The 22,656-nt window shown below is 68.3% G+C and carries 18 protein-coding genes and 1 pseudogene; 18 read left to right on the top strand and 1 reads right to left on the bottom strand.

What is annotated here, in order from left to right; translation table 11 throughout:
- Positions 1-112: 112 nt before the first annotated feature.
- The 13 genes and pseudogenes from IPJ95_10755 (at position 113) to lepB (ending at position 18,441) form a co-directional block, all read left to right on the top strand.
- Positions 113-271 (top strand): annotated as a pseudogene (locus tag IPJ95_10755) (tyrosine-type recombinase/integrase).
- Positions 272-317: 46 nt separating this feature from the next.
- On the top strand, positions 318-899 hold the full coding sequence (locus tag IPJ95_10750; GenBank protein MBK7924092.1) for a GNAT family N-acetyltransferase: 582 nt from the start codon (positions 318-320) through the stop codon (positions 897-899).
- Between the two features lie 1,286 nt (positions 900-2,185).
- Positions 2,186-2,638, top strand: coding sequence for a hypothetical protein (locus tag IPJ95_10745; protein MBK7924091.1), 453 nt, complete (start codon positions 2,186-2,188; stop codon positions 2,636-2,638).
- A 1,952-nt stretch (positions 2,639-4,590) separates the two neighbouring features.
- Positions 4,591-5,412 (top strand): hypothetical protein, encoded by an 822-nt coding sequence (locus IPJ95_10740; protein ID MBK7924090.1) that lies wholly within the window; start codon positions 4,591-4,593, stop codon positions 5,410-5,412.
- 773 nt (positions 5,413-6,185) lie between these two features.
- The gene (locus IPJ95_10735) at positions 6,186-6,566 is read left to right on the top strand and encodes a hypothetical protein (protein ID MBK7924089.1); all 381 of its coding nucleotides are present in this window, start codon (positions 6,186-6,188) and stop codon (positions 6,564-6,566) included.
- Between the two features lie 106 nt (positions 6,567-6,672).
- Positions 6,673-8,586 carry a serine/threonine protein kinase gene (locus IPJ95_10730; GenBank protein ID MBK7924088.1) on the top strand — a complete coding sequence of 638 codons (1,914 nt, stop codon included), beginning with the start codon at positions 6,673-6,675 and terminating at the stop codon, positions 8,584-8,586.
- Positions 8,587-9,514: 928 nt separating this feature from the next.
- Positions 9,515-10,006 carry an isoprenylcysteine carboxylmethyltransferase family protein gene (locus IPJ95_10725; protein MBK7924087.1) on the top strand — a complete coding sequence of 164 codons (492 nt, stop codon included), beginning with the start codon at positions 9,515-9,517 and terminating at the stop codon, positions 10,004-10,006.
- Positions 10,007-10,593: 587 nt separating this feature from the next.
- A complete protein-coding gene (locus IPJ95_10720) occupies positions 10,594-11,565 on the top strand; it encodes an alpha/beta hydrolase (GenBank protein MBK7924086.1) in 972 nt (323 codons plus the stop codon).
- 1,587 nt (positions 11,566-13,152) lie between these two features.
- On the top strand, positions 13,153-14,742 hold the full coding sequence (locus IPJ95_10715; protein ID MBK7924085.1) for an L-serine ammonia-lyase, iron-sulfur-dependent, subunit alpha: 1,590 nt from the start codon (positions 13,153-13,155) through the stop codon (positions 14,740-14,742).
- 51 nt (positions 14,743-14,793) lie between these two features.
- Positions 14,794-15,648 (top strand): sulfite exporter TauE/SafE family protein, encoded by an 855-nt coding sequence (locus IPJ95_10710; GenBank protein ID MBK7924084.1) that lies wholly within the window; start codon positions 14,794-14,796, stop codon positions 15,646-15,648.
- A gap of 72 nt (positions 15,649-15,720) precedes the next feature.
- Entirely contained in the window at positions 15,721-16,668 is a 948-nt protein-coding gene (locus IPJ95_10705) for an ornithine cyclodeaminase family protein (GenBank protein ID MBK7924083.1), read from the top strand.
- A 388-nt stretch (positions 16,669-17,056) separates the two neighbouring features.
- On the top strand, positions 17,057-17,605 hold the full coding sequence (locus IPJ95_10700; GenBank protein ID MBK7924082.1) for a hypothetical protein: 549 nt from the start codon (positions 17,057-17,059) through the stop codon (positions 17,603-17,605).
- Positions 17,606-17,748: 143 nt separating this feature from the next.
- Positions 17,749-18,441 carry a signal peptidase I gene (gene lepB / locus IPJ95_10695; protein MBK7924081.1) on the top strand — a complete coding sequence of 231 codons (693 nt, stop codon included), beginning with the start codon at positions 17,749-17,751 and terminating at the stop codon, positions 18,439-18,441.
- Positions 18,442-18,620: 179 nt separating this feature from the next.
- Here the strand turns inward: lepB and IPJ95_10690 are convergent, their stop codons facing one another.
- On the bottom strand, positions 18,621-18,797 hold the full coding sequence (locus tag IPJ95_10690; GenBank protein ID MBK7924080.1) for a hypothetical protein: 177 nt from the start codon (positions 18,795-18,797) through the stop codon (positions 18,621-18,623).
- A 266-nt stretch (positions 18,798-19,063) separates the two neighbouring features.
- On the opposite strand from IPJ95_10690, the gene IPJ95_10685 reads away from it, so the two are divergent.
- The 5 genes from IPJ95_10685 to IPJ95_10665 all read left to right on the top strand — a co-directional run bounded on the left by IPJ95_10685 (position 19,064) and on the right by IPJ95_10665 (position 22,615).
- Positions 19,064-19,444, top strand: coding sequence for a RidA family protein (locus IPJ95_10685; GenBank protein ID MBK7924079.1), 381 nt, complete (start codon positions 19,064-19,066; stop codon positions 19,442-19,444).
- Between the two features lie 707 nt (positions 19,445-20,151).
- Positions 20,152-20,658, top strand: a complete 507-nt coding sequence (locus IPJ95_10680; GenBank protein ID MBK7924078.1) for a VOC family protein — start codon at positions 20,152-20,154, stop codon at positions 20,656-20,658.
- A complete protein-coding gene (locus IPJ95_10675) occupies positions 20,639-21,139 on the top strand; it encodes a DUF1801 domain-containing protein (GenBank protein ID MBK7924077.1) in 501 nt (166 codons plus the stop codon). The genes IPJ95_10680 and IPJ95_10675 overlap by 20 nt, the downstream gene beginning before the upstream one ends.
- 4 nt (positions 21,140-21,143) lie before the next feature.
- Positions 21,144-21,791: a DUF2306 domain-containing protein gene (locus IPJ95_10670; GenBank protein ID MBK7924076.1), complete on the top strand. Its 648-nt coding sequence runs from the start codon at positions 21,144-21,146 to the stop codon at positions 21,789-21,791.
- A 101-nt stretch (positions 21,792-21,892) separates the two neighbouring features.
- Positions 21,893-22,615 carry a hypothetical protein gene (locus IPJ95_10665; GenBank protein MBK7924075.1) on the top strand — a complete coding sequence of 241 codons (723 nt, stop codon included), beginning with the start codon at positions 21,893-21,895 and terminating at the stop codon, positions 22,613-22,615.
- Positions 22,616-22,656: the final 41 nt, after the last annotated feature.

The raw sequence follows: 22,656 nt of genomic DNA, 5'->3' as shown, positions 1-22,656 counted from the left end.
GCGCGCTGCGGGACTCCACCGCCTCCGGCGGCACGATTCCCCCTTCCCCCTTCCCCATTTCCCTCTTCCCGCTTCCCGCTTCCCGGCTCTTCCCATTCCCGCACTCCCCCATTTCCGTCACTCCTTCGCCACCCATCTCCTGGAGGACGGGTACGATATCCGGACCGTGCAGGAACTGCTGGGCCACGCCGATGTTAGTACCACGATGGTCTATACCCACGTCCTCAACCGGGGGGCGTTCGGGGTGCGGAGCCCGGCCGACCGGGTGTGACATCCCGTGACATCGCAAGGGGTGGCGGGTGACTAGATTACGGGCCATGGATTTCCGCACCTACGACGCGCCGGGCGCCCTGCGGGACGGGACGCCGATCCGGATCCGGGCCATCCGCCCGGACGACGGGGAGGCGTTGCGGGAGGGGCTGGCGCACCTGTCGGAGCGGACGGTGTACCACCGCTTCTTCCAGAGCAAGCGGGAGCTGTCCGAGCGGGAGATCCAGTACCTGACTCACCTCGACTTCGAGCACCACGTGGGGCTGGCGGCGGTCATCTCCAACCCGGCGGGGGAGCTGCTGATCGGGGTGGGCCGCTGGGTGCGGCTGGGGGCGGGCCGGCCGGGGGTGCGGGGGGCGGAGCGGGACCGGACGCCGGCGCACGCCGAGGTGGCGTTCGTGGTGGGCGACGAGTTCCAGGGCCAGGGGGTGGGGAGCCAGCTGCTGGCGCACCTGGCGGGGATCGCCCGGGCGCTGGGGATCCGCTACCTGGACGCCGAGGTGCTGCCGGGGAACCGCCAGATGATCGACGTCTTTGCGCACAGCGGGCTGCCGGTGACGGAGCAGCTGCGGGATGGGCTGGTGCATGTGGAGATGCGGCTGGAGGAGGGGGAGGCGGTGGGGCGGTAGGGCGGCGACCGAGCCCCCTTCGGGAGTGGCGGTAGGGCGGTAAGGCGGTAAGGCGGTAAGGCGGTAGGGCGGTAGCGCGCACAAAGGGATCCCATCGGGTTCGGACTGAACCTGGGGATCCCTTGGTCGTTTTCGGGAGTGGCGGCGGGCGGCCCGGGAGCGGCCACGCGGGGCGTGGAGGGGGCCGAGTGCCACACGGAAGTGGCGACGCACGGCCGGGAAATGCCAACGGATCATGGGAAAGTGCCTGAGGGCGACGGGAAAGTGCCTGAGGGTGACGCGAAAGTGCCGACGGGCTGTGGGGAAGTGCCTGAGGGCCACCGGAAAGTGCTGATGGGCTGTGGGGAAGTGGCTGAGGGCCACCGGAAAGTGCTGACCGGCTGTGGGAAAGTGGCTGAGGGCGACTGGAAAGTGCCGACGGACTGTGGGGAAGTGCCGGAGGGCGGGTGGAAAGTGGCAACGTGCGCCGGGGAAGAGCCGGAGGGTGGGTGGAAAGTGGCAACGTGCGCCGGGGAAGAGCCGGAGGGTGGGTGGAAAGTGGCAATGTGCGTCGGGGAAGTGCCGGAGGGCGGGTGGAAAGTGGCAATGTGCGTCGGGGAAGTGCCGGAGGGCGGGTGGAAAGTGGCTACGCGCGCCGGGGAAGTGCCGAAGGGCGGGAGGAAAGTGGCAACGCGTGCCGGGGAAGCGCCGGAAGGTGGGAGGAAAGTGGTGACGCGCGCCGGGAAAGCGCCGGAGGGTGGGCGGGCATCGGGGAGGCACGGGGGCGGGCCTTCGGCGGCCGAGGGGGTGCCCGGGGGCGGGGGCCGAGTTGCGGCTTATATCCGCCCGATACTCGGCCCCCAGAGGCGTGTGGATTGCCCCCTGCGCGCTTTATCCTAGGTTAGACAAGCAGGTTTTCCGGTCGCCATCCGTGGGCCGGGAGTGGGGGGCGGGCGCCTATCCGTGATCTGTCCCGCAGGCCAAGTGGCTCCCCACCGGGGGGCGCCGGGGTGGTGGCGCCGCCCGACCCGTCCAGGCCGCGGGGCCCGGCGGGAGCAGTAGACTTGGTAGTTAGGCGGCACACCCATCTCGCACGAGGTCTTCATGGCATCCAGCCCCACAGCTCGCCCGCTTCGCTTGTGGCACGCCGTGCTTGGCCTTACCGTCCTCCTCGCTATGGCCGCCGTCGGTGCCGGTGTTCAGCAGGAGCGCACTGATCTCGCCCTCGTGGCTGGCCTCGTCGCGGTAGGTGGAATCGTGCTCACTCTCTGGCTCCGTCGCTCCCGCGGGCCGCGCTGAGCCGCGCCGTGGAAGGCCGCCGCCCGGCCCCGCCCACCCCACCCCCGGCCCCCGCCGCCACGGGTTCTCCCGAAGCCGCGCAGGGCGTGCGCCTTTGGCAAGGTCTAACCTGGGCGGCCTTCGCCATTTTCCTGCTCACGGCCGGCCTCAACATGGGCGGCATTCACGCCGGTTTCGCGACCAATTATCTCGCCGATCTCGTGGTGCCGGCATATCTCTACCTAGTGATCCGTTCGCCCCTCCCGCCCAACTGTCAGACCTGGTTGGCGAGACGCGTAGGCGCCACCCCGGAACGGGCCGCCGTCCTCCTGTTTCTCGGCAGCTTGGCGACCGAGGTATCTCAGAAGTACTGGCCAGCAGGTCTTTTTCGCGGGCGCTTTGACCCGCTCGATATCGTCGCCTTCGCCGTCGGACTCATGCTGGTCTACGCTCTTGACAAGAAGATCCGCCCCCGCGCCTAGCGCGGCCAGGCCGCCCCAGGTGCCTGTGTGTCGCCTAACCACCGCATAAACCTGTCAGCGGTCGGCGCCACAGTTGGCGCTGCCCTTGAGTCCACGAACCTCCCGCTGCAGGTTATGCGGGGACGTTGGCCGGGCACCGTTCAACGGTTTTCCTGCTAGATTGGCTCAACCACTCTAGCGAGCCTCCAAATGCGACCGATGCCTCGTTTCCGGTCCGGTCCCCTGGCAGTCCTTGCCTGCTCCACTGCGCTTCTGAGCGCTTGCGACAGCCAAGGGCCCAATGTCGCCTGCACGGCCGTCCGCTCGATCGCTATCCAACTCACGGTGACGGACTCCGTTACCGGAGTGGCGATTGCGGACAGCGCGTTCGGACAGGTTGTTGCTGGCCTCTACACCGACTCCCTCCACCACGTCTTCTCGTCCCCGGCCCTCCTGATCGGGGGCGATTCTCTCGGGACCTATGACGTGACCCTCAGTCGCTCTGGATACGCTACCTGGACCCGGGCAGGTATCGCTGTCACCCAAGTCGGCGTCTGCGGCAATGTCCGGCCGGTCGCGCTCGACGCGTTGCTACAGCCTCTCCCATGACGCCCGAGGGCCCCCGCGCGTAAGCCCTCGCGCGACGGCGCCGGCTTACTGGCGCTGGGACTTGCCGGGTGCTAGCATCGCCACATCCCCTGCAGCGCTCGGATCCTGGCGAGGTCGCCCGTCCCCTTCGCGGAGCCATCCCAGTGCCCGCAAGTCAAGCGCAGGCTGTTAGCCAACATCGGCCATTCGGCCATGCCATTCAGGGAGGCACCATGCACACTCGCGACCTTTGCGCCCTGGTCCCACTGATGCTTGGTGCGTGCAATGACCCCTCAAGCGGCCGCGACCCAGTGCCACTGCCCGACCCGGTCGGGACTTTCAGCGCCTCGCGCCTGCAGATCAGCCTGGGTGGCGACCAGATCTTTGACATGCTCGCTTTAGGCGGACATTTGACGCTCTCTCTCACGCCCGACCACGCGTTCACGGGCGACTTGTATCTGCCAGCTCCGTGGGCCCCATTCTGGCACGATACGACTGCCTTTGCCCTTCAGCTAGGAGGCAGCTGGACTGCGACAGATTCCGCGGTCACACTGACCGGCCTCGCACAGAGCGTTCTTGCCCACATCACACTTCGTCGTACCGCCGACTCGCTCGCAGGCAGTGTCCTTACAGACTCACTTCCGGACGACTGCTGCAACAACATTCGACTTCATTTCGCCCTCACGGTCGATAGCACTGGCCCATCCGTTCGGCAGTATCCATCGCGCACCATAGAGCGCCTGTTGGCTAACGAGCGCATGCCCCCGACGTGGCGCGGCCACACCCTTGCTCCAGACATGGGATTGGCTTACGTTGGCGGCCAGATCCGTGTTCTTCGCCGCGCCCCGCAGGTCATGCGCGGCCGGTAGACGGACGGCCCCCTCCGTGGACAGCGCCTAGCAATCATGCGACGCTCACGCGTTACCTGGGCGCTTCTCGCGGTCGCGTTGCTCGCCGCGGCGCTGTGGTCGTGCTACTTCTGGCTATTCCATGGGTGGGCCGCTGGCGGTCCGCCCACGGACTACCGGGAGCCACATCGAGGGTGGTCCGTTCGCTTCTTCTGGGTCATGGTTCTTGGCACTCTTGCAGCCGGACTGGCTCTCTGGCGCTCCCGCCGAGCCGGCAAAGCTTCGAGTTCTCTGTAGCCGTCGTCTAACCGGCGCATGAAGCTGTCGAAGCGCGGCCAGCTTCATCGGGACTACTAGCGCAGGTGGGCCGCGCTTCGCAGCTTGTACGCAGACGTTATGCCGCCATAGTCATCTGGCCACGCGGCGCTGGCTCCTGCACAATTGGCAGTCGGCTCGGTCCGCATCCTTCCCCACCTTCCGGTTGCGAGCGACCGTTTCGCCGTTCACGCTGTACGCGTCGATAACCGAGAGGACGTGATGAGGCAGAAGCACACGCTAGAGTTCGTCTTTCTGCTCATGGTCATCGCCTTGAGTTTGATCGGCTTCTCGAGCCTCTCGCTCGGCGACCACACTGAGCTCACCCCCTACCATGTCCTGCACATCAGCACCACCCTTGCGTGGTTGCTGCTGTTGTTACGCCAACTCGTCTTGATCAGGCAGAACAGTTTCCGGCGCCATCGTGCCACCGGCACATCAATTGTCGTCGCGGGACCGTTGCTCGTTGCGAGCCTGATGCTCCTCTCCGTGCATTCGGCGACGAAGGAAGCCGACGCGGGCCTGGCGGATGACCTATTGGTCCAGAATGTCGTGACTACATTGGAGATCGCGTTGCTCGTGTTTCTGGCGTTCGTCCTGAGGCGGCACCGGGACGTGCACGCGGCGTTCCTTATGAGCACCGCCCTTGTGTTCATGGGGATCGCGCTCTTCTTCACGTTCATCAGTTACGTCCCACGGTTCAAGATCGCGGGGCCCGAGACGTTCTCACGGTTTGCCGAAGCCGGCCAGACCATTTCGATCATCATCCTCCTCATTGGCCTGCTGTTCTTTCTCAAGAACTGGCGAACAGGGTGGCCGTGGATCATCGCCGCCGCGTTCTTCACCCTGAACGGGTTTCTGCAGCTATACCTGGACAGCACGGGCCGCACCAAGTCCCTCACCCAGCTCGTCGCTTCTGTCGGTAGAGCGCCTGCATTTGGCGTGAGCTTGTTGAGTTTCGCGGCCTTGCTTTGGGTGGCATGGAGAGTTGCTCCAGGCACACGGCCGCAGCATCCTGTGGCCAAGGACGCAATACGCGACTGACGATTCAGCGGTCCGACGCACCTGCATTCCACATTCTGCTCGCCTACCGGCGGTTGCGGTCGGATACCGATGCGTGGTATCTCTACGAGCGGTTCCGGCCTAACGACGCGTGGCAGTTGACAACCGCTCTAAGGAGTGCGCGCTACGCTCGCGTTATTGCATTCGCTTGCAGCTGACCGCGAACGTTCGGTGGCTGACACTGGCTCAGGCCCGTCGCCAGTTGGAGCGGGCCTTCTGATGGGTTGCCAGCCCGGGTGAGCTGCCTGCCCGCGGGCTGCTGGACGATCCAGAGCACTCCGGCAGCGAGAACCTCCTCCGTCTCCCTGGTCTCAGCGCCGCCCTGCACCTCCTCGTGGTCGTGCACTGCTACCAGACCCCGGGGGATACCATTCGCCTGGTCTCTGCCCGCAAAGCGACGCGCGTGGAGCGCAGGGCATACACGGCTTGGTGGATTCAATGACGAGGGAGTACGATGTCTCAAGGGCGCGGGCCAACCCCTACGCCGCCACGCTCAAGAAGGCTGTGACGATTCGTCTTGCTCGGCCGACGATCGCATACTTCAAGGGTCTAGCCGAATAGCCCGGGATTGCTTACCACACCCTGATCAACGCGATTGCGCGGCCAGCGGGCGCAAGCTCAATCTTCAGTGGCGGCCTTCAAAGGCTGCTGCGGTCACACAGCCGGATGAAGTTGGCAGGGCGCGGCCCGCCAGCTTGCGCCGGGTGGTTCGGGGGGTGAACTTTGCGAAAGGCTGGCACCCAGGGAGCCCCGCCATGACCCACCCCCTCGTCCGCTGGCTTGGAGCTCTCCTCGCGGCATCCGCGGTGTGCTACGCCACCTGGCTCCTCACCGGTCTCGTCTTCGCATTCGTCCTGCCCGCCGCCGGCCGGCTCCTGGCCCCAGGCCTCCCCGACGCGACGGCTGGGGCGATGTTCGTTTACGTCGCCTCCAAGGTCGCTCCCCCACATCGCCGGGTGCCGTTCATCGCGCTTCTCGGATTCGCCCTTCTCCTCTCCGGGCTCACCCTTGCCGGGGTCCTTGCGTTCCCAGCCGGCCAGCAGTGGATCGGCGTAGCGGCCGCGCTGCTCGGCGCCGGCGGCACCGCCTGGCTGGTCGCGCATCGGCCGCCCTACCGACTCAACCCCGGGCCGTAGTTGCGGGCCGCGGCGAGGGGAAGTCGCGGCACCATGGCACCCGAATCACTCCGGCCACTCTGGCGGAGCACCGCGCGAGGCGAAATGGCTCCCGATGCATAGCGAGGTGCCGGTGCCGCTGGCCTCCGATCCACTCTTCGCCAGGTTCCAGGCGGTCATCGCAGGACGGTACTTCCTCGATCGCGAGCTGGGTCGCGGCGGCATGGGCGTCGTCTACTTGGCCTACGAAGTGCGCCTCCAGCGCCCGGTCGCCATCAAGTTGCTCCCACCCGAGCTCGCCGCGCATGTCCTGCTGCGTGAGCGCTTCCTGCGCGAAGCCCGCACCGCCGCACGACTCTCCCACCCCAACATCGTCCCGGTTCACGCCGTCGATGAAATCGCCGAGTGGGTCTACTACGCCATGGCCTATGTGCCTGGCGAGACCCTGGCGCGACGAGTGGCCCGAGGACCGCTGCCGGCGATGGAGGCTGCCCGGGTCCTGCGGGAGGTGGCGTGGGCGCTGGACTACGCCCATGTGCAGGGTACGGTCCACCGGGACATCAAGCCCGAGAACGTGATCCTCGAGCAAGGAACCGGGCGGGCGATGGTGACGGACTTCGGCATCGCAGCCGTGGAGTGGGACACACGCGATACCGCTCCGGGGCAGCTGCTTGGGACCCCCGAATTCATGAGCCCGGAGCAGGCTGGGGGTGAAACGGTGGACGGGAGGAGCGACCTCTACTCCGTCGGGGCACTGGGCTACTATCTCCTCTCCGGCAAACCACCGTTCCAGGGAGCGACCACGGCCAGACTGTTGGCCCAGCACCTCACCGCTCCGGTCCCCAGCCTCGCCGCCTCGGCGCCGGGCACGCCGGACGCGCTGGCCCAGCTTCTCGAGCGGTGCCTCGCCAAGGAGCGCGGTGAACGCCCCGTGAGCGGCGCTCAACTGGCAGAGGAGCTGGGCCTCGTCCTCCAGGCACACGCCGAGCCGCCGGCCATGCTGCGTGCCATCGCGCGGCAAACCAGGTGGATGCTGGTCGGCGCCTGCGTCCCGGGCCTGATAATAGCCATCCGGGGGATTCAAGACGCGACGGCGCTCGGGACCGGCGCGGTGGTGTCGTTCGCGACCGTCGCCGCGGCGATCACAGCTGCCTTTCTTCTCTACCTCCTGGACTCTCAGCTCAAGCAGCTTCGTGACGCGGGGTATGGACCAGGGGACCTGGCTGAGGCCGCAGATGCGCAGGCACGGGGCCGGGCCGACGAAGCGAGTTCGCTTTCGCGGGTCACTCCATTCCAGCGGTCACCCCGGAGTGCGCGGCGTGGGCTCTGGCTCTGGTTCGGCCTCTTCGTGCTGGAGGGCGGCGGCATCCTCGGCTTCGGGGCCTCCATCGGAGACTACGTCGCCCTGTTGGGGTTCGCGGCGGGGGCGCTCGGCCAGATCATGGTGCTGGAGGCGTTCCGCCGCCCGCCCCGGACCAGGCGATCGCTCTTCGGCCGGTTCTGGGCCAGCCGCTTCGTCGCCGGGCGCTGGCAACGTCTCACTGCCAGCACCCCCGAGCCCAGCGCCGCCCCCCTGCCACGCCTGACGGAGATGCGCCTGGGCCAGACGGTCGAGCACCTGCTTGCGGCCTTGCCGCTGGACCTGCGACGCCAGCTGCCTGACGTCCTCCCCGTCGTCCGCCGCCTCGAGGCGCGGGCGCAGAGCGTCCGGCAGCGCCTGGAAGACCTCGATCGGCTGCTGGCGACGGCACGGCGCGGCCACGACGCCGACCCCGCCGCTGCCAGGCGGTCTCTGCTGCTTGCGGCCCTTGGGACCTCCAAGGCCGCCTCGGAGAGGCAGCTGGAGGAGCTGGTGGCGGCGCTGGAGATCATCCGGCTCGACCTGTTGCGCCTGACGGCCAGTACCGCCACACTGGAAGGGGTCACCGCCGACCTCGCTGCCGCCGCTCGGCTCGACGCGCACACCGAGCAGCTGCTGGCCGGCTGGGAGGAAGTGGCTCGCCTGACGGGAGAGCGGGACGATCACACCACCGCTCGCTAGATGTGTTTGCTGGCCAGCACAAGCCCCCATCGTAGCGGGATGGTCCCTCTCGCTTCCAGTGACTCCCGCGAGTCAGCAGCAGGCGCTGATCCACCCGCCCGTGCGGGCCTGCCTCACACCGGTCCCTCGGCTTCGTCGCCGGGGCCTGCGCTGCGCTCGTGGCCTTGTCCACGCATACGTCTTTGGTATTCGGCGACAAGCCTCAGGCCACATCGCCGACTGCGGCATCCACGTAGAGGCGTCGGTCGCACCTCAATGCGGCCCAACTCGCGCATGCACGCGACGTGGCGCGGCCATGGGCTTGCTGGGCGGACAGCTTTGCTCGACTTTGGCCGACAGGTCCACGTTCCGCACCGCGCCACGCAGGTACGGACACACTGGCGCACTCTTCGCGCTTCTGCCTTGGGGTGTCATTCCCATTCTGTGGTTCTTGTTTCTGCGGCGGTAAGCCCCGCGGCTCATAGCACGCCACGTCGCCACGAGTGACCCCTCAGTGAAGGGTGTGATCCACCGTGTCATCGTGGAGGACGGGCTTCACATTCGTACGGACATTGCCGCCGTAACCCTGACGTGGTCTCATATGGCGCACGTTGTAGAGACGCCGGAGCACTTCCTCTACGACTATGCGCCGCGGAACGCCTACTACACTCCTCGACGAGCCATTCCCGAGGCGACGATCGCAGGTCTCAGGGACACGCTTTGCCGGTTACTGGGTCCGCGTGTCCACCTCATGGGCGGAGCGGCACCCTCTATTCCGGGCGGATCCTAAGACTGCCCACGTAGTGGTCTGACCACCGCATGCAGCAGTCAGGGCGCGGCCGTCGCTTTGCCCTGGCCTAGCACCACCAGTCGGTGCGAGGTAGGTTCCCGGTACTTGCCGCTGCCCACAGCCGATGCGCGGGTGTTAGACGATTCACCGGGGAGTTTCATGCCGCTTTGGCTGCGCGCGACGGCGATGACCCTCCTGTTCCCGGGAATGGTCGCCGGAGTGATCCCTTACCGTCTCGCGCACGGCGCGTGGGCCCTGCCCTTCGCCACCGCACTGACGCCATGGCTCGGGTGGCCGCTGATCCTCGTCGGCACCCTCCTGCTGATCCTCACGATCTGGGCGTTTGCCTGGTCGGGAGGTGGCACCCTCGCGCCCTGGGATGCTCCGACCACCCTCGTCCAGGGTGGCCTCTATCGGTGGGTACGCAACCCGATGTATCTCGGCGTCGTGGCGGCCATCGTCGGCCAAGGCCTCCTGTGGTCGTCAGCGGCGACCTTCATCTACGCGGCTGGTATCGCCTTCGCCTTTCACGTGCGAGTGGTGCGGTTCGAAGAGCCGGTGCTGCGTCAGCAGTTTGGCCCTCTCTTTGAGGGCTACCTCCGTGCAGTACCCCGATGGGTGCCGCGACGGCCTCGCGCTCGAGTCGTCTAGCAACCGCATTCTGTGGCCTTGGCGCGGCCATCGGATGGCGTGGTATTGGCGTCACCTGAAGGTGTCCCGACGCGGTCTGGCGACCGCGCCGCGACCTGCCACCTGTGCGGGGCGTCATGCAGCGGCATCGTTCGGGTAGGTCCAGCCTTCCTCATGCCCTTTTCGGGCTCCTCCTTGCAGATCCACATGCTCCCTCTCACCTGGTCCGACCTCGCCTATCGCTACACCTTTCCGGAGGTCTGGCCCGTCCTGCTGCAGGCGGATCTCCGGACGGCGCGCCGGGTCCTCTCCGCACCGGACTTTCAGGCGTACGATCAATGATCGGGCAGGCCTTTGTGGTCACCCTGGCGGACGAACCGCTGTGCAGGGGCTCTTCCATGACCCGGGAGGAGCCGCGGCCATCCAGTGTCCGGTCATTCACATCGTCGGCTTCGCGTGTGAAATTGTCCGGATCCGACAGTCCCCTGTTCCGCGCCGCGCCACGCAGGTCATGCGCGGGTGTTAGACGCCTTCATCGACACGCTTCAGGAGCCTGGCGAGATGCTCGCACATTGCCCCGCCCCAGTCATCGCGCTGCCGCCTTGCATATGACAAGCGCGCTGCAGCCTCACTCATGGGTCGTCGTCCTTCCATTACTGCTTTCGCTTTCCGCTCCCTGCGCGGGGCAGGCTGCCTGGCAGCCAGGGCGGGGGCTGACCGAGATGCCACTATGGCCCGGAACGGCCCCCGGCGCTCGCCCCCTCGAGAAACCCGAGATTGCCGGCACCGTGATCGACGCGGCGGGCCGCCCGAAGCCGGTGGCCGGCAAGCCGTGGGTCTACGTCGACCGGGTCTCGCGGCCGACGCTGACGGTCTACCCTCCCCGGGGCACGAACTCCGGCGCCGCGGTGGTCGTGTTTCCGGGCGGGGGGTACAACGTGCTGGCCATCGACCTCGAAGGCACCGAGGCGTGTGACTGGCTGACGTCCAGGGGAATCACCTGCGTGCTGTTGAAGTACCGGGTCCCGTGCGTCAAGACCGGTCCCTATCGGGAGTGCCTGGCGGCGCTGCAGGACGCCCAGCGCGCCCTGGGGCTTGTGCGCCTTCACGCCCAGGAATGGCATATCGATCCCCGCAAGGTTGGCGTGCTGGGCTTTTCGGCCGGGGGCCACATGGTGGCCGCACTCAGCACCCATTTTGCCAAGCGGCTCTATCCGGCCGTGGACGCGGCCGACACGCTGAGCTGCCGCCCCGATTTCGCCGTGGCGCTCTATCCCGGCCACCTGGCCATCCGGGAACGGGGGTTCGCGCTGAACCCGGAGATTCGGGTGACCAGCGAGACACCGCCGACCTTCCTGCTGCATGCGGAGGACGATCCCGTCGACCCGGTGGAGAATTCACTCGTCTACTACTCGGCCCTCAGGAAGGCGGGCGTTCCGGCAGAACTGCATGTGTATGTGAAGGGGGGACATGCGTTCGGGTTGCGTCGTACCGCGTCGCCCATCACCGCATGGCCGGAGCTGGTGGAGGCGTGGCTCGGGGCGATGGGGGTGACTGGGAGCACCGGCCGAGGGCCCTAGCAACCTGCATCAGCAGCCTGACAACCGCATGACGTTGACAGCGATGCGGGGACGGGGCTTGAGCCCAGGAACCACGACCCACTGATCCGGCCAGCCGCGCTCCTCAGGCCGCTCCCTGAACGCCAGGATCCAGCCGGCGTCGTGGCCGTCACCTTCTTTGCGCTGTCCTCCGTCTCTACGGCTCTCGTTTGGTCGATCGCCGCTGGCCTCCTCCCCATGAAGCACTATCACTGGGCTGCGCTCTTCACGCGGAACGTGGGGATGGCCCTCTCCGTGGTCGCCGTAGGCTTCGGGCTCCTGTCCGAGACGCGGCTTTCCCGCTGGCTTTCCACGTATCTACTCGTCATTGCCGTCGCCTGGCATGGATGGGACGCAGTCGGCCTTCCCGGCTCGCTCCATCCCTGGAACGTGATCTCCCACCCCGTGATCGGCCTGGCGATCGCGCTACCGGCGCTACTCGCTCATGCCTGGCGACGCGTGAAGGGCACGGCGTACCCACCGCACGCAGCAGCCAGGGCGTGGCCGTCAGGTCGCGGGCGGGCTGGCACGGCCGTCACCGGACCGGTAGGTTCATCGACGCACGCCGCGCCCTGCAGCTGAGGCGGGGATGTTAGGTGCATAGCGATCACCCCCTTGACGGATGTCGCCGCACACCGGCGTTGCGCCCGCGACGCCAGGCCCTCGCGCATGGACTACCACCCTGGGACTATCACCGTTGCCTTGGTTCATCTGGGTGCCGCTACTTGCCTTTGGGCCTGGCTCCGCAGGGTGCTTTCTGCGGTCCTATGCCCACCTCACTCCGGCCGCGAAGCAAGAGGGGTCGCGAGCGACACTCCATGGCGCGCTCACGCGACACGACATCTTCACCCCACGCGGTTGGCATCTGCGCCTATGGGGGTGGGCGCTCTCCGGCCTTGCATTGCTGACGTTGGCCATCGCGGGCATTCATGCCGCCCGCGCTCCCTAGGACTTCAGCGGCCAGGGGTTGGGCTTTCGCGCTACCGCATCCACTGGCATCGGCGCTGGCGTCACCTGAGCGACCCGGGACATAGGTAACACTTGAGACCGGGTACATGGGTCACAGGGCCGGTCAGGGCGGTTGGCAGTACACCTCGTCGCGGGTCTTGCAGTGGCCTCTGCAGTCTGCCGTCCACAGATCGTTCGGGGGTGTGGTGGTTGGGGGGACGACGCCCGGATGATAGCACGGCCGTCGGCGGGGCCGCTTCGTGAGGAGCCCCCGGCGTTCGAGCAGGACAGCTGGATGTTGATCGGGATCCGAAGGGGTGCATGCAGGGGCGGACGCAGGCGCCCGGGCGCCTGGCATTCGTCTCCGGTCCGTCGAGGGGGGCGCAGCCTCGGCCCACCGGTACCGGCTGACCGGCGCAGGACCGCACTGGCGGGCTTGCCGGCCGGGCCGCTGGGCTGCAGCTTGTCGGAGGCTCTGGGGCCGCGAGGACCCCAATCGATCGGGGCACCCACGCCGCTGGAGCTCGGTCCCCGGCCATGGAACCTCCATACACGCAGGTTGAAGTCGCGCCCCCACAGGTTCCGCGGCGCGCTCACCGGCCCACCCACCCGCCGACCACCATGACGACGTATCCCAGCATCTTCAACGACGTCATTGGCCCCGTCATGCGGGGCCCCTCCAGCTCCCATTGTGCAGCGGCCCTGCGCATTGGCCGACTGTGCCGTGACTTGATGCACGGCGACATTACCGACGTGCACATCGAGTTCGACCCCAACGGCTCGCTGGCCACGACCCACAAGGGCCAGGGCTCGGACATGGGCCTGTTTGGCGGCCTGCTCGGATGGGAGGCCGATGACGAACGCCTGCCAGACTACCTGCAGGCCATTGCCGATGCCGGGATCACCATCACCATCGCCATCCATCCCATCGGCGCGACCCATCCCAACACCTACAAGATCACGCTCCGCAACAGGCACGACACCAGGAGATTGACCGCCATCTCGACCGGTGGCGGCATGATCGAGGTCCTCGAGATCGATGGCGCCCCGGTGTCCATGGCCGGCGACTTCTTCGTGACCCTGGTCTACGTGACCTCCCCCGGCGCCGTCCTCGCCTTGCTCGAGCGGTCGGCCACCTACGACGCGATCGCGCTCCGGCACGGCACGGCCACATTCATTGAAGTGGCAGCCACTCGCTTCCTGTCCGAGGAGTTGTCCGCCGCGCTCGCGGCCAGGGACGACGTACTGTTCATCCGGAGACTCCATCCGGTCCTTCCGGTCCTGTCGCGCCAGGATCTCGCCGTGCCCTTCATCACCAGCGCCGAGATGCTCGCCTACAACGCGGAGCGGCGACTGCGGCTGTGGGAACTGGCGGTCGAGTACGAGAGCATGCGCGGGGCCCTCTCGAAGGCCGCGGTGTTCGAGAAGATGCGCGCCATCGTGGCGATCATGCAGCACTCCATGACGCGCGGCCTGCAGGGTACCACGTACGCCGACCGGATCCTCGGAGCGCAGTCCCTCGGTTTTCAGCGCCACCTGAAGGCGGGGACGCTGCTGGAAGGCGATGTCCTGAACCAGGTGATCCTCCACACCTCGGCCATGATGGAGGTCAAGAGTTCCATGGGCGTGGTCGTGGCCGCCCCGACGGCCGGATCGTGCGGGGCGCTGCCCGGGGCCATCCTCGGCACCAACACGGTACTCGGGCTCCCGCCAGACGACGTGGTGAAGGCGATGCTGGCCGCCGGCCTGATCGGCGTGTTCATCGCCGCCCACGCCACGTTCGCGGCCGAGGTGGGCGGATGCATGGCGGAATGCGGGTCGGGATCCGGCATGGCGGCGGCGGGGCTGGTGGAGCTGAAGCAGGGCACGCTTGATCAGTCGCTGGCGGCGGCCTCGATGGCCCTGCAGTCGTCGCTGGGCATGATCTGTGACATGATCGCCGATCGGGTCGAGGCACCATGTCTCAACCGGAACGTGATGGCGGCGACGAACGCCATTTCCTGTGCCAACCTGGCCCTGTCGGGCTACGATCACCTGATTCCGCTGGATGAAGTGATCGAGACCATGAAGAAGGTGGGCGATGCCATTCCCAACACCCTGCGCTGCACCGGCCTCGGCGGATTGGCCATCACCCCGACGGCGAAGTCGATCGAGGCCCGGCTGGCCACGGCCGCAGACGAGCGGGCCCGGACCGGCTTCAAGGCCTGCTAGGCCGGCCGCCCGGCCGCCGCGCCCACCGGGCTCCCCTCCTCTGCTCCGCTCATGATTGCCGTCATCTGGGTGTCGCTCGCACTCCTCGCCGTGTGGTTCGTCACCGGCTTCACCAGGGACCTCCTGAAGCACAGGCACAGCCTCGAGGACGCCAATTGGGGCACCACCGGCCTCATCGGCTTCGTCGTGAACTTCTTTGACGTGCTCGGCATCGGAGCGTTCGCGCCGCAGACCGCGTTGCTGAAGTTCACCCGGCAGACGGAAGACCGGCTGATTCCCGGGACGATGAATGTCGCCAACACCATCCCGGTGGTGGTGCAGGCGCTCATCTTCATCACCATCATCGAGGTCGAGCCGCTCACCCTGGTGCCCATGCTTGCCTCGGCCGCGGTCGGCGCGATCGTTGGTGCCGGCATTGTCGCCCGGCTGTCCGAACGCCGGATCCGGCTGACGATGGGGATTGCCCTTCTGGTCACCGCTGCGTTCATGCTGGCCCGGACCATGGCGTGGATACCGGGCGGGGGGGATGCCATCGGCCTGCACGGCGGCAAGCTGGTGTTCGCGGTCCTGGTCAATGGCCTGCTGGGGGCGGTGATGACGGCCGGCGTGGGCTTGTACGCGCCGTGCATGGCCCTGGTGTTCGCCCTCGGCCTGTCGCCCAGGGTCGCCTTCCCGATCATGATGGGTTCCTGCGCCTTCCTCATGCCGCCCGCCTCCATCCGCTTCATTCGGGAGGGGGCGTACAACCGGAAGGCCGCCGTGGCAATGGCGATTCCGGGCGTGGTCGCCGTGCTGATCGCGGCCTTCATCGTCAAGGAGCTGCCGCTGGACATCCTGCGGTGGCTGGTGATCGGGGTGATACTCTACACCTCCGCCATGATGCTGCGCGCCGCGTTCGCCGACTAGCCTGGTGCGAGGGCCCCCTGTGCACCTGGGAGCCGCGGCCGCTGTGACAGCCGGACCTGGGAGGAGCCTGACATGGAGCTGCTGCTGCTGACCCGGGACGAGGTGCAGTCGCTGCTGGACGTGGACGCGCTCCTGGAGGGCCTCGAGGACGGCTTCCTCGCGCTGAGCGACGGACGGGTCCGGTCGCCGCCGCGGAGCGAGGTCGGCGTCCCGGGCGCCGGCCACCTGCTCCTCAAGCCGGCGTGGCTTCCGGGCCATCCCATGGCCGTCAAGCTCGTGTCGACCTTCATCGGCAACAGCAGCCGCGGCCTGCCGACGATTCAGGCGCTCATCACGCTCGTTGATCCGTCCACCGGGACGCCGCAGGCGGTCATGGACGGATCGTACATCACCGCCATGAGAACCGCGGCCTGCGCCGCCATCTCCGCCCGGTGCCTGGCGCGACGGGACGCCCGGGTGCTGGCCATCATCGGCGCCGGCGTGCAGGGCCGGGCCCACCTGCGGGTGCTTCCGCGGGTTCGCGCGTTCGCCGAGATCCGGATCGCCTCACGCAGGTTCTCGGACGCGCAGGCGCTGGCGGCAGCCGACCCGCGCGCGCACGCCTGTGAGTCGTTCCAGCAGGCGGTGCACGGGGCCGACGTCGTCTGCCTCTGCACCTCGTCCGGCACTCCAGTCATCAGTATCGACTGGCTCTCCCCCGGCGCTCACGTCACCTCGGTCGGCTACGCCCCGCCGGGGGGTGAACTGCCCATCGAGATCGCCCGGCAGGGCAGGCTCGTGGTGGAATCCCGGCTCGCGTTCGAGCCACCCCCAGCCGGCTGCGGCGAGCTGACCGGACTCGACCCTGCGATGGGCACCGAACTTGGCGATCTCCTGTCGGGCAAGGCCGCGGCCCGCGCCTCCGACACCGAACTGACGGCGTTCAAGTCCATGGGCCACGCCATGGAGGACCTGGTCGCCGCTGACCTCGTCTACCGGAAGGCCCTGCAAGGGGGAGCGGGTCGAAGAGCACGTCTCTGAACCCATCGGTTCACGCGCCTCCTCCATCACCGCAGGCGTCCCGACGATCGGTGGACGCAAGGACCTCGGGGCATTCGTGGGTGCGGTATGTGCCGCCGGCATGCCGAGGGCGCTTGTTGACCACCCACTCGTCGTGCAGGGTACAGCATGTAGGCTATCCTGCTTCGCGGGTCCGCCGAGAGGTGCGGCTGCGTTCACCAGGCTCGCCATCGCGCTTCGTGGCGGTCCCGTTGGCCTCCGCCACCCCTGGCGCATGGACCTGTCAGCGCCCGGGCGGTAAGTTGCTGCCACGGACAGTCCACAGCCCTCGCGCTGCCGGTCGTACGCGGGCGTCAGGTCACTGTGCGACCCCGGGTCTCTCCCCCCTCTCTCCCCCACGGTCCCGAGCATGATGACCTCTGCAGACAGGCTCCTCTCGAGGCTCGCTGCCGCCGGGCTGCTGGTGGGCGCCGCCCTCGGCCTCGCCGGCACTTTCGCCTCCTCCGCCACCCTCCAGGCGAGCCTCTGGGCCCTCGACAGCGTGGCCCTCGTGGCGGGCACCACCCTCCTCGCCCTCAAGTACTTCCGGGCGGGCGTCGACCTCGCCGCGGCGGGCTTCCTCGTCTTCGCGATCGGCGAGGGGGTTCTCCTCGGTGGGACCGCCGCCGGGCCGGCTGGGAGCGTGCCGGCCTTCGCCGCGGGCACCGCCCTCTGGGCCACCGCCCTGCTCATGGTGAGCGTGACCCCCGTCTTCCCCGCCTGGATTCGCGGGGTCGGTGTCATCTCGGCCTGCCTCTTTGCCCTGACGGCGAGTCAGCTGTTTGCCGGCCACCCGCTGCTCCCGACTTCGTCGCCCCTGCCGTTCTTCGCGTATCCCTTCCTGGTCCTCACCCTGCTCGGGTGGGCGTGGAGCCAGCTCCGGCCAGCGGTCTCAGCCGTCGACTCGGCAGGCGCCTGACGTCCGAATGGACCCTGCCGGGGGGCGGCTGTCAGCCTGGGAAGGGTCTGGCACCATCAGGCGAGGTGCCCGGGACCGTCGCGCTCCCGCCGCGCCCGGCCACATCTGCGGGGGCGTCAGGCCAATGCGATGAGACACCTGCGATGACGCTCAAGGGCACACCGAAGGTCCTGTTGATCCTGCCGCTGCTGGCCGCGGCTATCCTTGCCGCCGCGCTCCTTGGCGGCCATGGCGCGCCAGGGCGGCGTACGGCCTTCAGGATGCCCACCGGCTCCATGGAGCCTGCGCTGCTGGCAGGTGACCACCTCATGGTGGAGCTTCGGCCGGGTTACCGGCCTCAGCGTGGCGAGGTCGTGGCCTTCATTTCCGTGGAAGCGCCTGGTCTCCTCACGGTCAGCCGCATTGCGGCCGTCCCTGGCGACAGCGTCGGCATGAGCAACGGCGAGCTGTTCCTCAACCGGCTCCAGCCGGCCTGGTCCCAGGGTCACTCGTCGGTGGGTGGACCCGCGGACTCCCCGGAGCTCCGCGAGCAGATGGCTCGCTGGCAGGCGCCATTCCTCCTCCATCGCGCCGATGGGCTCGTTCCCGATCGGCGGAACTGGGGACCGCTTCGTGTCCCGGCGGGCGCCTATCTCGTGCTCGGGGACCATCGGGACTTCAGCTACGACAGTCGCTTCTGGGGGTTCCTGCCTGCGAGTCATGTCGTGGGCAGACCCCGCTACGTCTATTACAGCTATGACCCACATTCGCCTCGCCTCCTCCCATGGCTCTCAGCCATCCGGTGGGGGCGCATCGGGCAGCGCGTTCCGGCTTCCGTCCCGGCACGGCCCAACTAGCGCATCCACCAGTCGGGGCCCGGCCATAGCCTAACTGTCCGGTAGCATGTGATCCCCGCCAGCCCGACGGGTTCCTCCTCTCCGCCGCCCCAGGCAGGTGATGCGCGGGTGTCCGGCGACGAAACAGAACCCGCCTACGCGCGTAGTGGGCGCGTCGTCCGCCCCTTGGCACGCCTCCCTCACCCCACCCGGTGATGATCGGCCCCATCCTGCTGGCCTTCTCGTGGATCCTCCTGCGACTCGAGGGAAAGGGTCCTGGCGTCCTTGGCGTGGACGCACCGCGTGTGCGCCTGGGCCAGTGCGCGGCGGGTTTCTTCGTGGCGGGTCTCGCCGTCATCGTGCAGCAGCTCGGGCACGCCGCGGCTGCCGACGTGCCATGGCGGGTATGTCCCGCGGCCCCGACCGGGCGCCTCAGCCGACCGTGGGTGTTCGGTCACGCATGAACTCCCCACCCCACCGACACTCCGCCCAGGTAACCCGTGGACAGAAGGCTGCGTCCTTCTGGCCGGCCAGCTGTTGATCCACCCCCGTGATCCCGCCGGGCCCGTGACGTGTCGGCAGACTAGATTTCCCATGCACGACATGGACCCCTGACATCGCCCCGCGTCCTGCTGGAGACACCGTGCCCCGTACCGTCATTCGGACCACCACTGCTCCAGCCGCCCCGCCCACCTACAGCCAGGCGACCCGCGCGGCAGGCCTCATCTTTGTCTCCGGCACTGCGCCGGTTGACCCCGCCACGGGCGCCCTGGCCGGATCCACCATCCAGGAGCAAACCGCCCAGTGCCTCCGGAACATCGCGGCCATCCTCGAGGCCGCGGGCAGCTCCCTCGACCAGGTCGTGAGTGCGACGGTCGTCCTGGCCAACGAGTCGGACTTCGCGGGGATGAATGAGGAGTGGCTGCGGTGGTTCCCGGTGGATCCACCCGCGCGGCAGGGCGCCAAGCTGCCGGTCAGGGTGGAAGGCCTGCTGATCTCGATCGCGGCCATTGCAGAAGCGTAGTTCCCCTTGTCGCATTGGAGCGCCATGCCCTGGCACCGGTTTGTGACGCAGCCGCCTGGTCCCGCCTGGAGGCTACCCGGAGCGCTCCTCCTGCTTGCGGGAGCCTTGGGGGCATTCGCCGCGGCGCTGCTGCTGGCCCTGACACACGCTCCTTCAGTCAGTCAGGCACTCCGGGCCATCGCCTGCCTTGCGGCAGCCGGGTTTCTGACCCTCGCGGCCGTCGCAGTGGCCCGGGGCCGTCTCAACGATCCTTCCCTCCGCCCATACTTCGTGGGCCTCGCCTCCCTCCTGACACTCGGGACGGCGCTCGCGATCCTCACGAGCGTCTAGAGCGTACGGCCGCCGGTCACCCACCGCACGCAGTGGACAGGGCGCGGTCCGGTCGGCTGCCGCGGGCTGGCAGGACCATACGTTGCCACGTAGGTTTCCGGGACCCCGATGCGCCCCGCTCGATCAGGCACAGGCGTGATTCCGACGATGGCCTGACGCCAGGGAACAGGCGCTCACCCTGCGCGAGCGTGGCGCAGGGCCGCCCCAGGCAGTGGATTCAAGCCAGCCGCTGTTGAGATTGGGTGGCACGGCACCAGCGGGTGCACCCGTTCAACCAAAGACCCACCTGGGCCAACAATGGCACGACCCACGCGGACCTGCGCGTGGGCACGCTCTCGTCAACTACTCTCGCCCCTCCGCGACAGGGAGGATGTCCGATGACCAAGGTGACACCCTTCCTGATGTTCAATGATCAGCTCGAGGCGGCCATCGCGTTCTACACCGCCACGTTCCCGGACTCCCGGATCAAGCACGTCGCCCGGACCGGCAAGGATGGCCCGATCTCCTCCGCCGAGTTCGTGGTCGGGGGCCAGGCCTTCATGGGCTACAACGGGGGCTCGTACTTCAGCTTCTCCGAGGGCTTTTCCCTCTACGTGGACTGCGCGGACCAGGCGGAAGTCGACCTGTACTGGGACAAGCTGGTCGCGGCGGGCGCCACGCCGAGCGCGTGCGGGTGGATCAAGGATCCGTTCGGCGTCACGTGGCAGATCGTGCCGCGGCGGTTCATGGAGCTGATCGGCGACAAGGACAGCCGGAAGGTGCAGGCCGTGATGGACGCCATGATGACGATGGTGAAGCTGGACGTGGCGGCGCTCGAGAAGGCCTACGATGCGGCGACACACCTTCCCGCTCCGGGAGACCGCCATGCCGGCTCGCAAGACTGACAAGGTGGCCCGGCCCGCAGGCCGGAAGCCGGCCAAGAAAGCGCCGAAGGCCAAGGCCGCCACGCCCCTGCCGGCATCGATGGTGACGGGCAAGGCCAGCGCCGCCAAGGCGGCGGCCGGCGATGCGCCGGTCCTTGCCTACATCGCGAGCCTTCCGCAGCCGCAGCGCGGCGTCGCGGAGCGCGTCGACGCCCTCGCGGCGCGGACGCTGCCCGGCCTGCAGCGGTCGGTGAAGTGGGGGATGGCCTACTATGGTGTCGGCGATGGCTGGTGTTTTTCCTGCGGCGCCTTTGCCGGCCACATCAAGCTGATGTTCGTGAACGGTACGGCGCTCACGCCGGTCCCCCCGGTGACGCCGGTGGCGATGGGCAAGGCGACGCGTGGCGTCGAGCTCCGGTCACTGGCCGACCTCGACGCGCGCCAGGTGGCCGCCTGGATGCGGCAGGTCGCGGCCGTGCCCGGGGTCGGGGGGAAGCGATGACCGCATGACCACGACTCGCCCGACGGCGGTGCAGACCCGGCTGGCCTGGGGCATCCTGCTCCCCTTGAGCGTCTACTACCTGTATCGCGCGATCAGCTTTCGCTTCCTGACCCCTGGCCAGCTCGGGCCTGACCTCCTCAACAAGCAGGCGTGGTACATCGCCCACCTCGGCGCCGCGCTGGCCGTGTTCATCGGGGGCCCGCTGCAGTTCAGCACCTCCCTGCGCACGCGACGCCCGGCGCTCCATCGGCTCATCGGGCGGTGCTACATCGGCGGCGCCACCATCGCCGCGCTTTCCGCGATCTACCTGGGCGCGACCATCGAGTACGAGGGCTCGCGCCTGCCGATCGTCCTGCTCGGCGCGCTCTGGCTCTTCTTCACGCTGGCCGCGTGGCGGTGCGCCCTCCGGCGGCGCTTCGCCGCCCACCGGCTGTTCATGATCCGGAGCTACGGCCTGGCCCTGGTGCTGGTCTGGCTCCGGCTCATGTATGACCTCCAGGACTGGCTCTTCTTCTACGTCCGGGATGAGGCCATGCGCGACGCGACCCGTGAGTGGGCGAGCTGGGTGATCCCGCTCCTGGTGCTCGAACTGTGGCTTGCCTGGCTGCCCCTGCTGCGGGGCGACGCCCGCCGGGCGGCGACGGCGGAGTAGCGCGGGGGCCGGACGTGGAGCCGGCATGTCCTTGCCGCGGCCGACGAGCCGGCCCAGTTTGTCCCACCGGCACCACCGCTGCGCCGCGCCATGCAGGAGCCTTGGCGGCTCTGCTTGTCGGCCTGCTGGCCCCCTTCGACGAGGACCTCGTGGGCTCCCACCACCCTGCCGCGGACGCGACCGGCGCGGCCCCCCTCACTCTTCGCGACACCCTGTTCGGCGACCTGGCGCTGCCGCACTGGCCGCCCGCGGGCGCTCCGGTGGGGGACGCGCCGTGGAGCTCCTTCGCGGCGGCGCGGCACCACCTGGAGGCGGGAGATCCCGGCGCGGCGCGGGCCCGGTGGCGCGAGGTGCTTGCGCTGCCGGGCCTCGAGACGCGCCACTACCTGCAGGCCTGGAGCTTCCTCCGGGCGCAGGGGGAGCAGCCGCCGGAGGCCCAGGCCAGGCAGGTGCATGGCGTGGTCCTCGAGGTCGCGCTGGCGGAGGGCCTGGATCTCCTGGCGGCGTACGACGACCACTCGGCGCGCTACTACAACTACTCCGGCGCCGGGGAAGTCTGGGAGCGGCCGGATGCCTCGCTCGACGGGTGCATCGACCGGCTGCTCACCCACAGCGTCGCGGTGGTGCAGCGCATCGGCCCGTGGCTCGAACCCCGCCGCCCCGCCCCGCCGGCGGGCCAGGTCCGGATCAACTTCCTGACGCCGAGCGGGCTCTATTTCGGGGAGGGGACGATGGAGGCGCTGATGGGCTATCCCGTGGCGGTGCCGGTGCTCAACGGCGCCATCGAGCTGATGCAGCAGCTGGTCGACCGGCAGGCGGCATGAGCGTCCCGCGGATGGACAATGTCGGCATCGTGGCCGCTGGC

The sequence above is a fragment of the Gemmatimonadota bacterium genome, from assembly GCA_016713785.1.
Taxonomy (GTDB): Bacteria; Gemmatimonadota; Gemmatimonadetes; order Gemmatimonadales; family GWC2-71-9; genus JADJOM01.
This window is presented reverse-complemented; position numbering and strand designations above follow the sequence as displayed.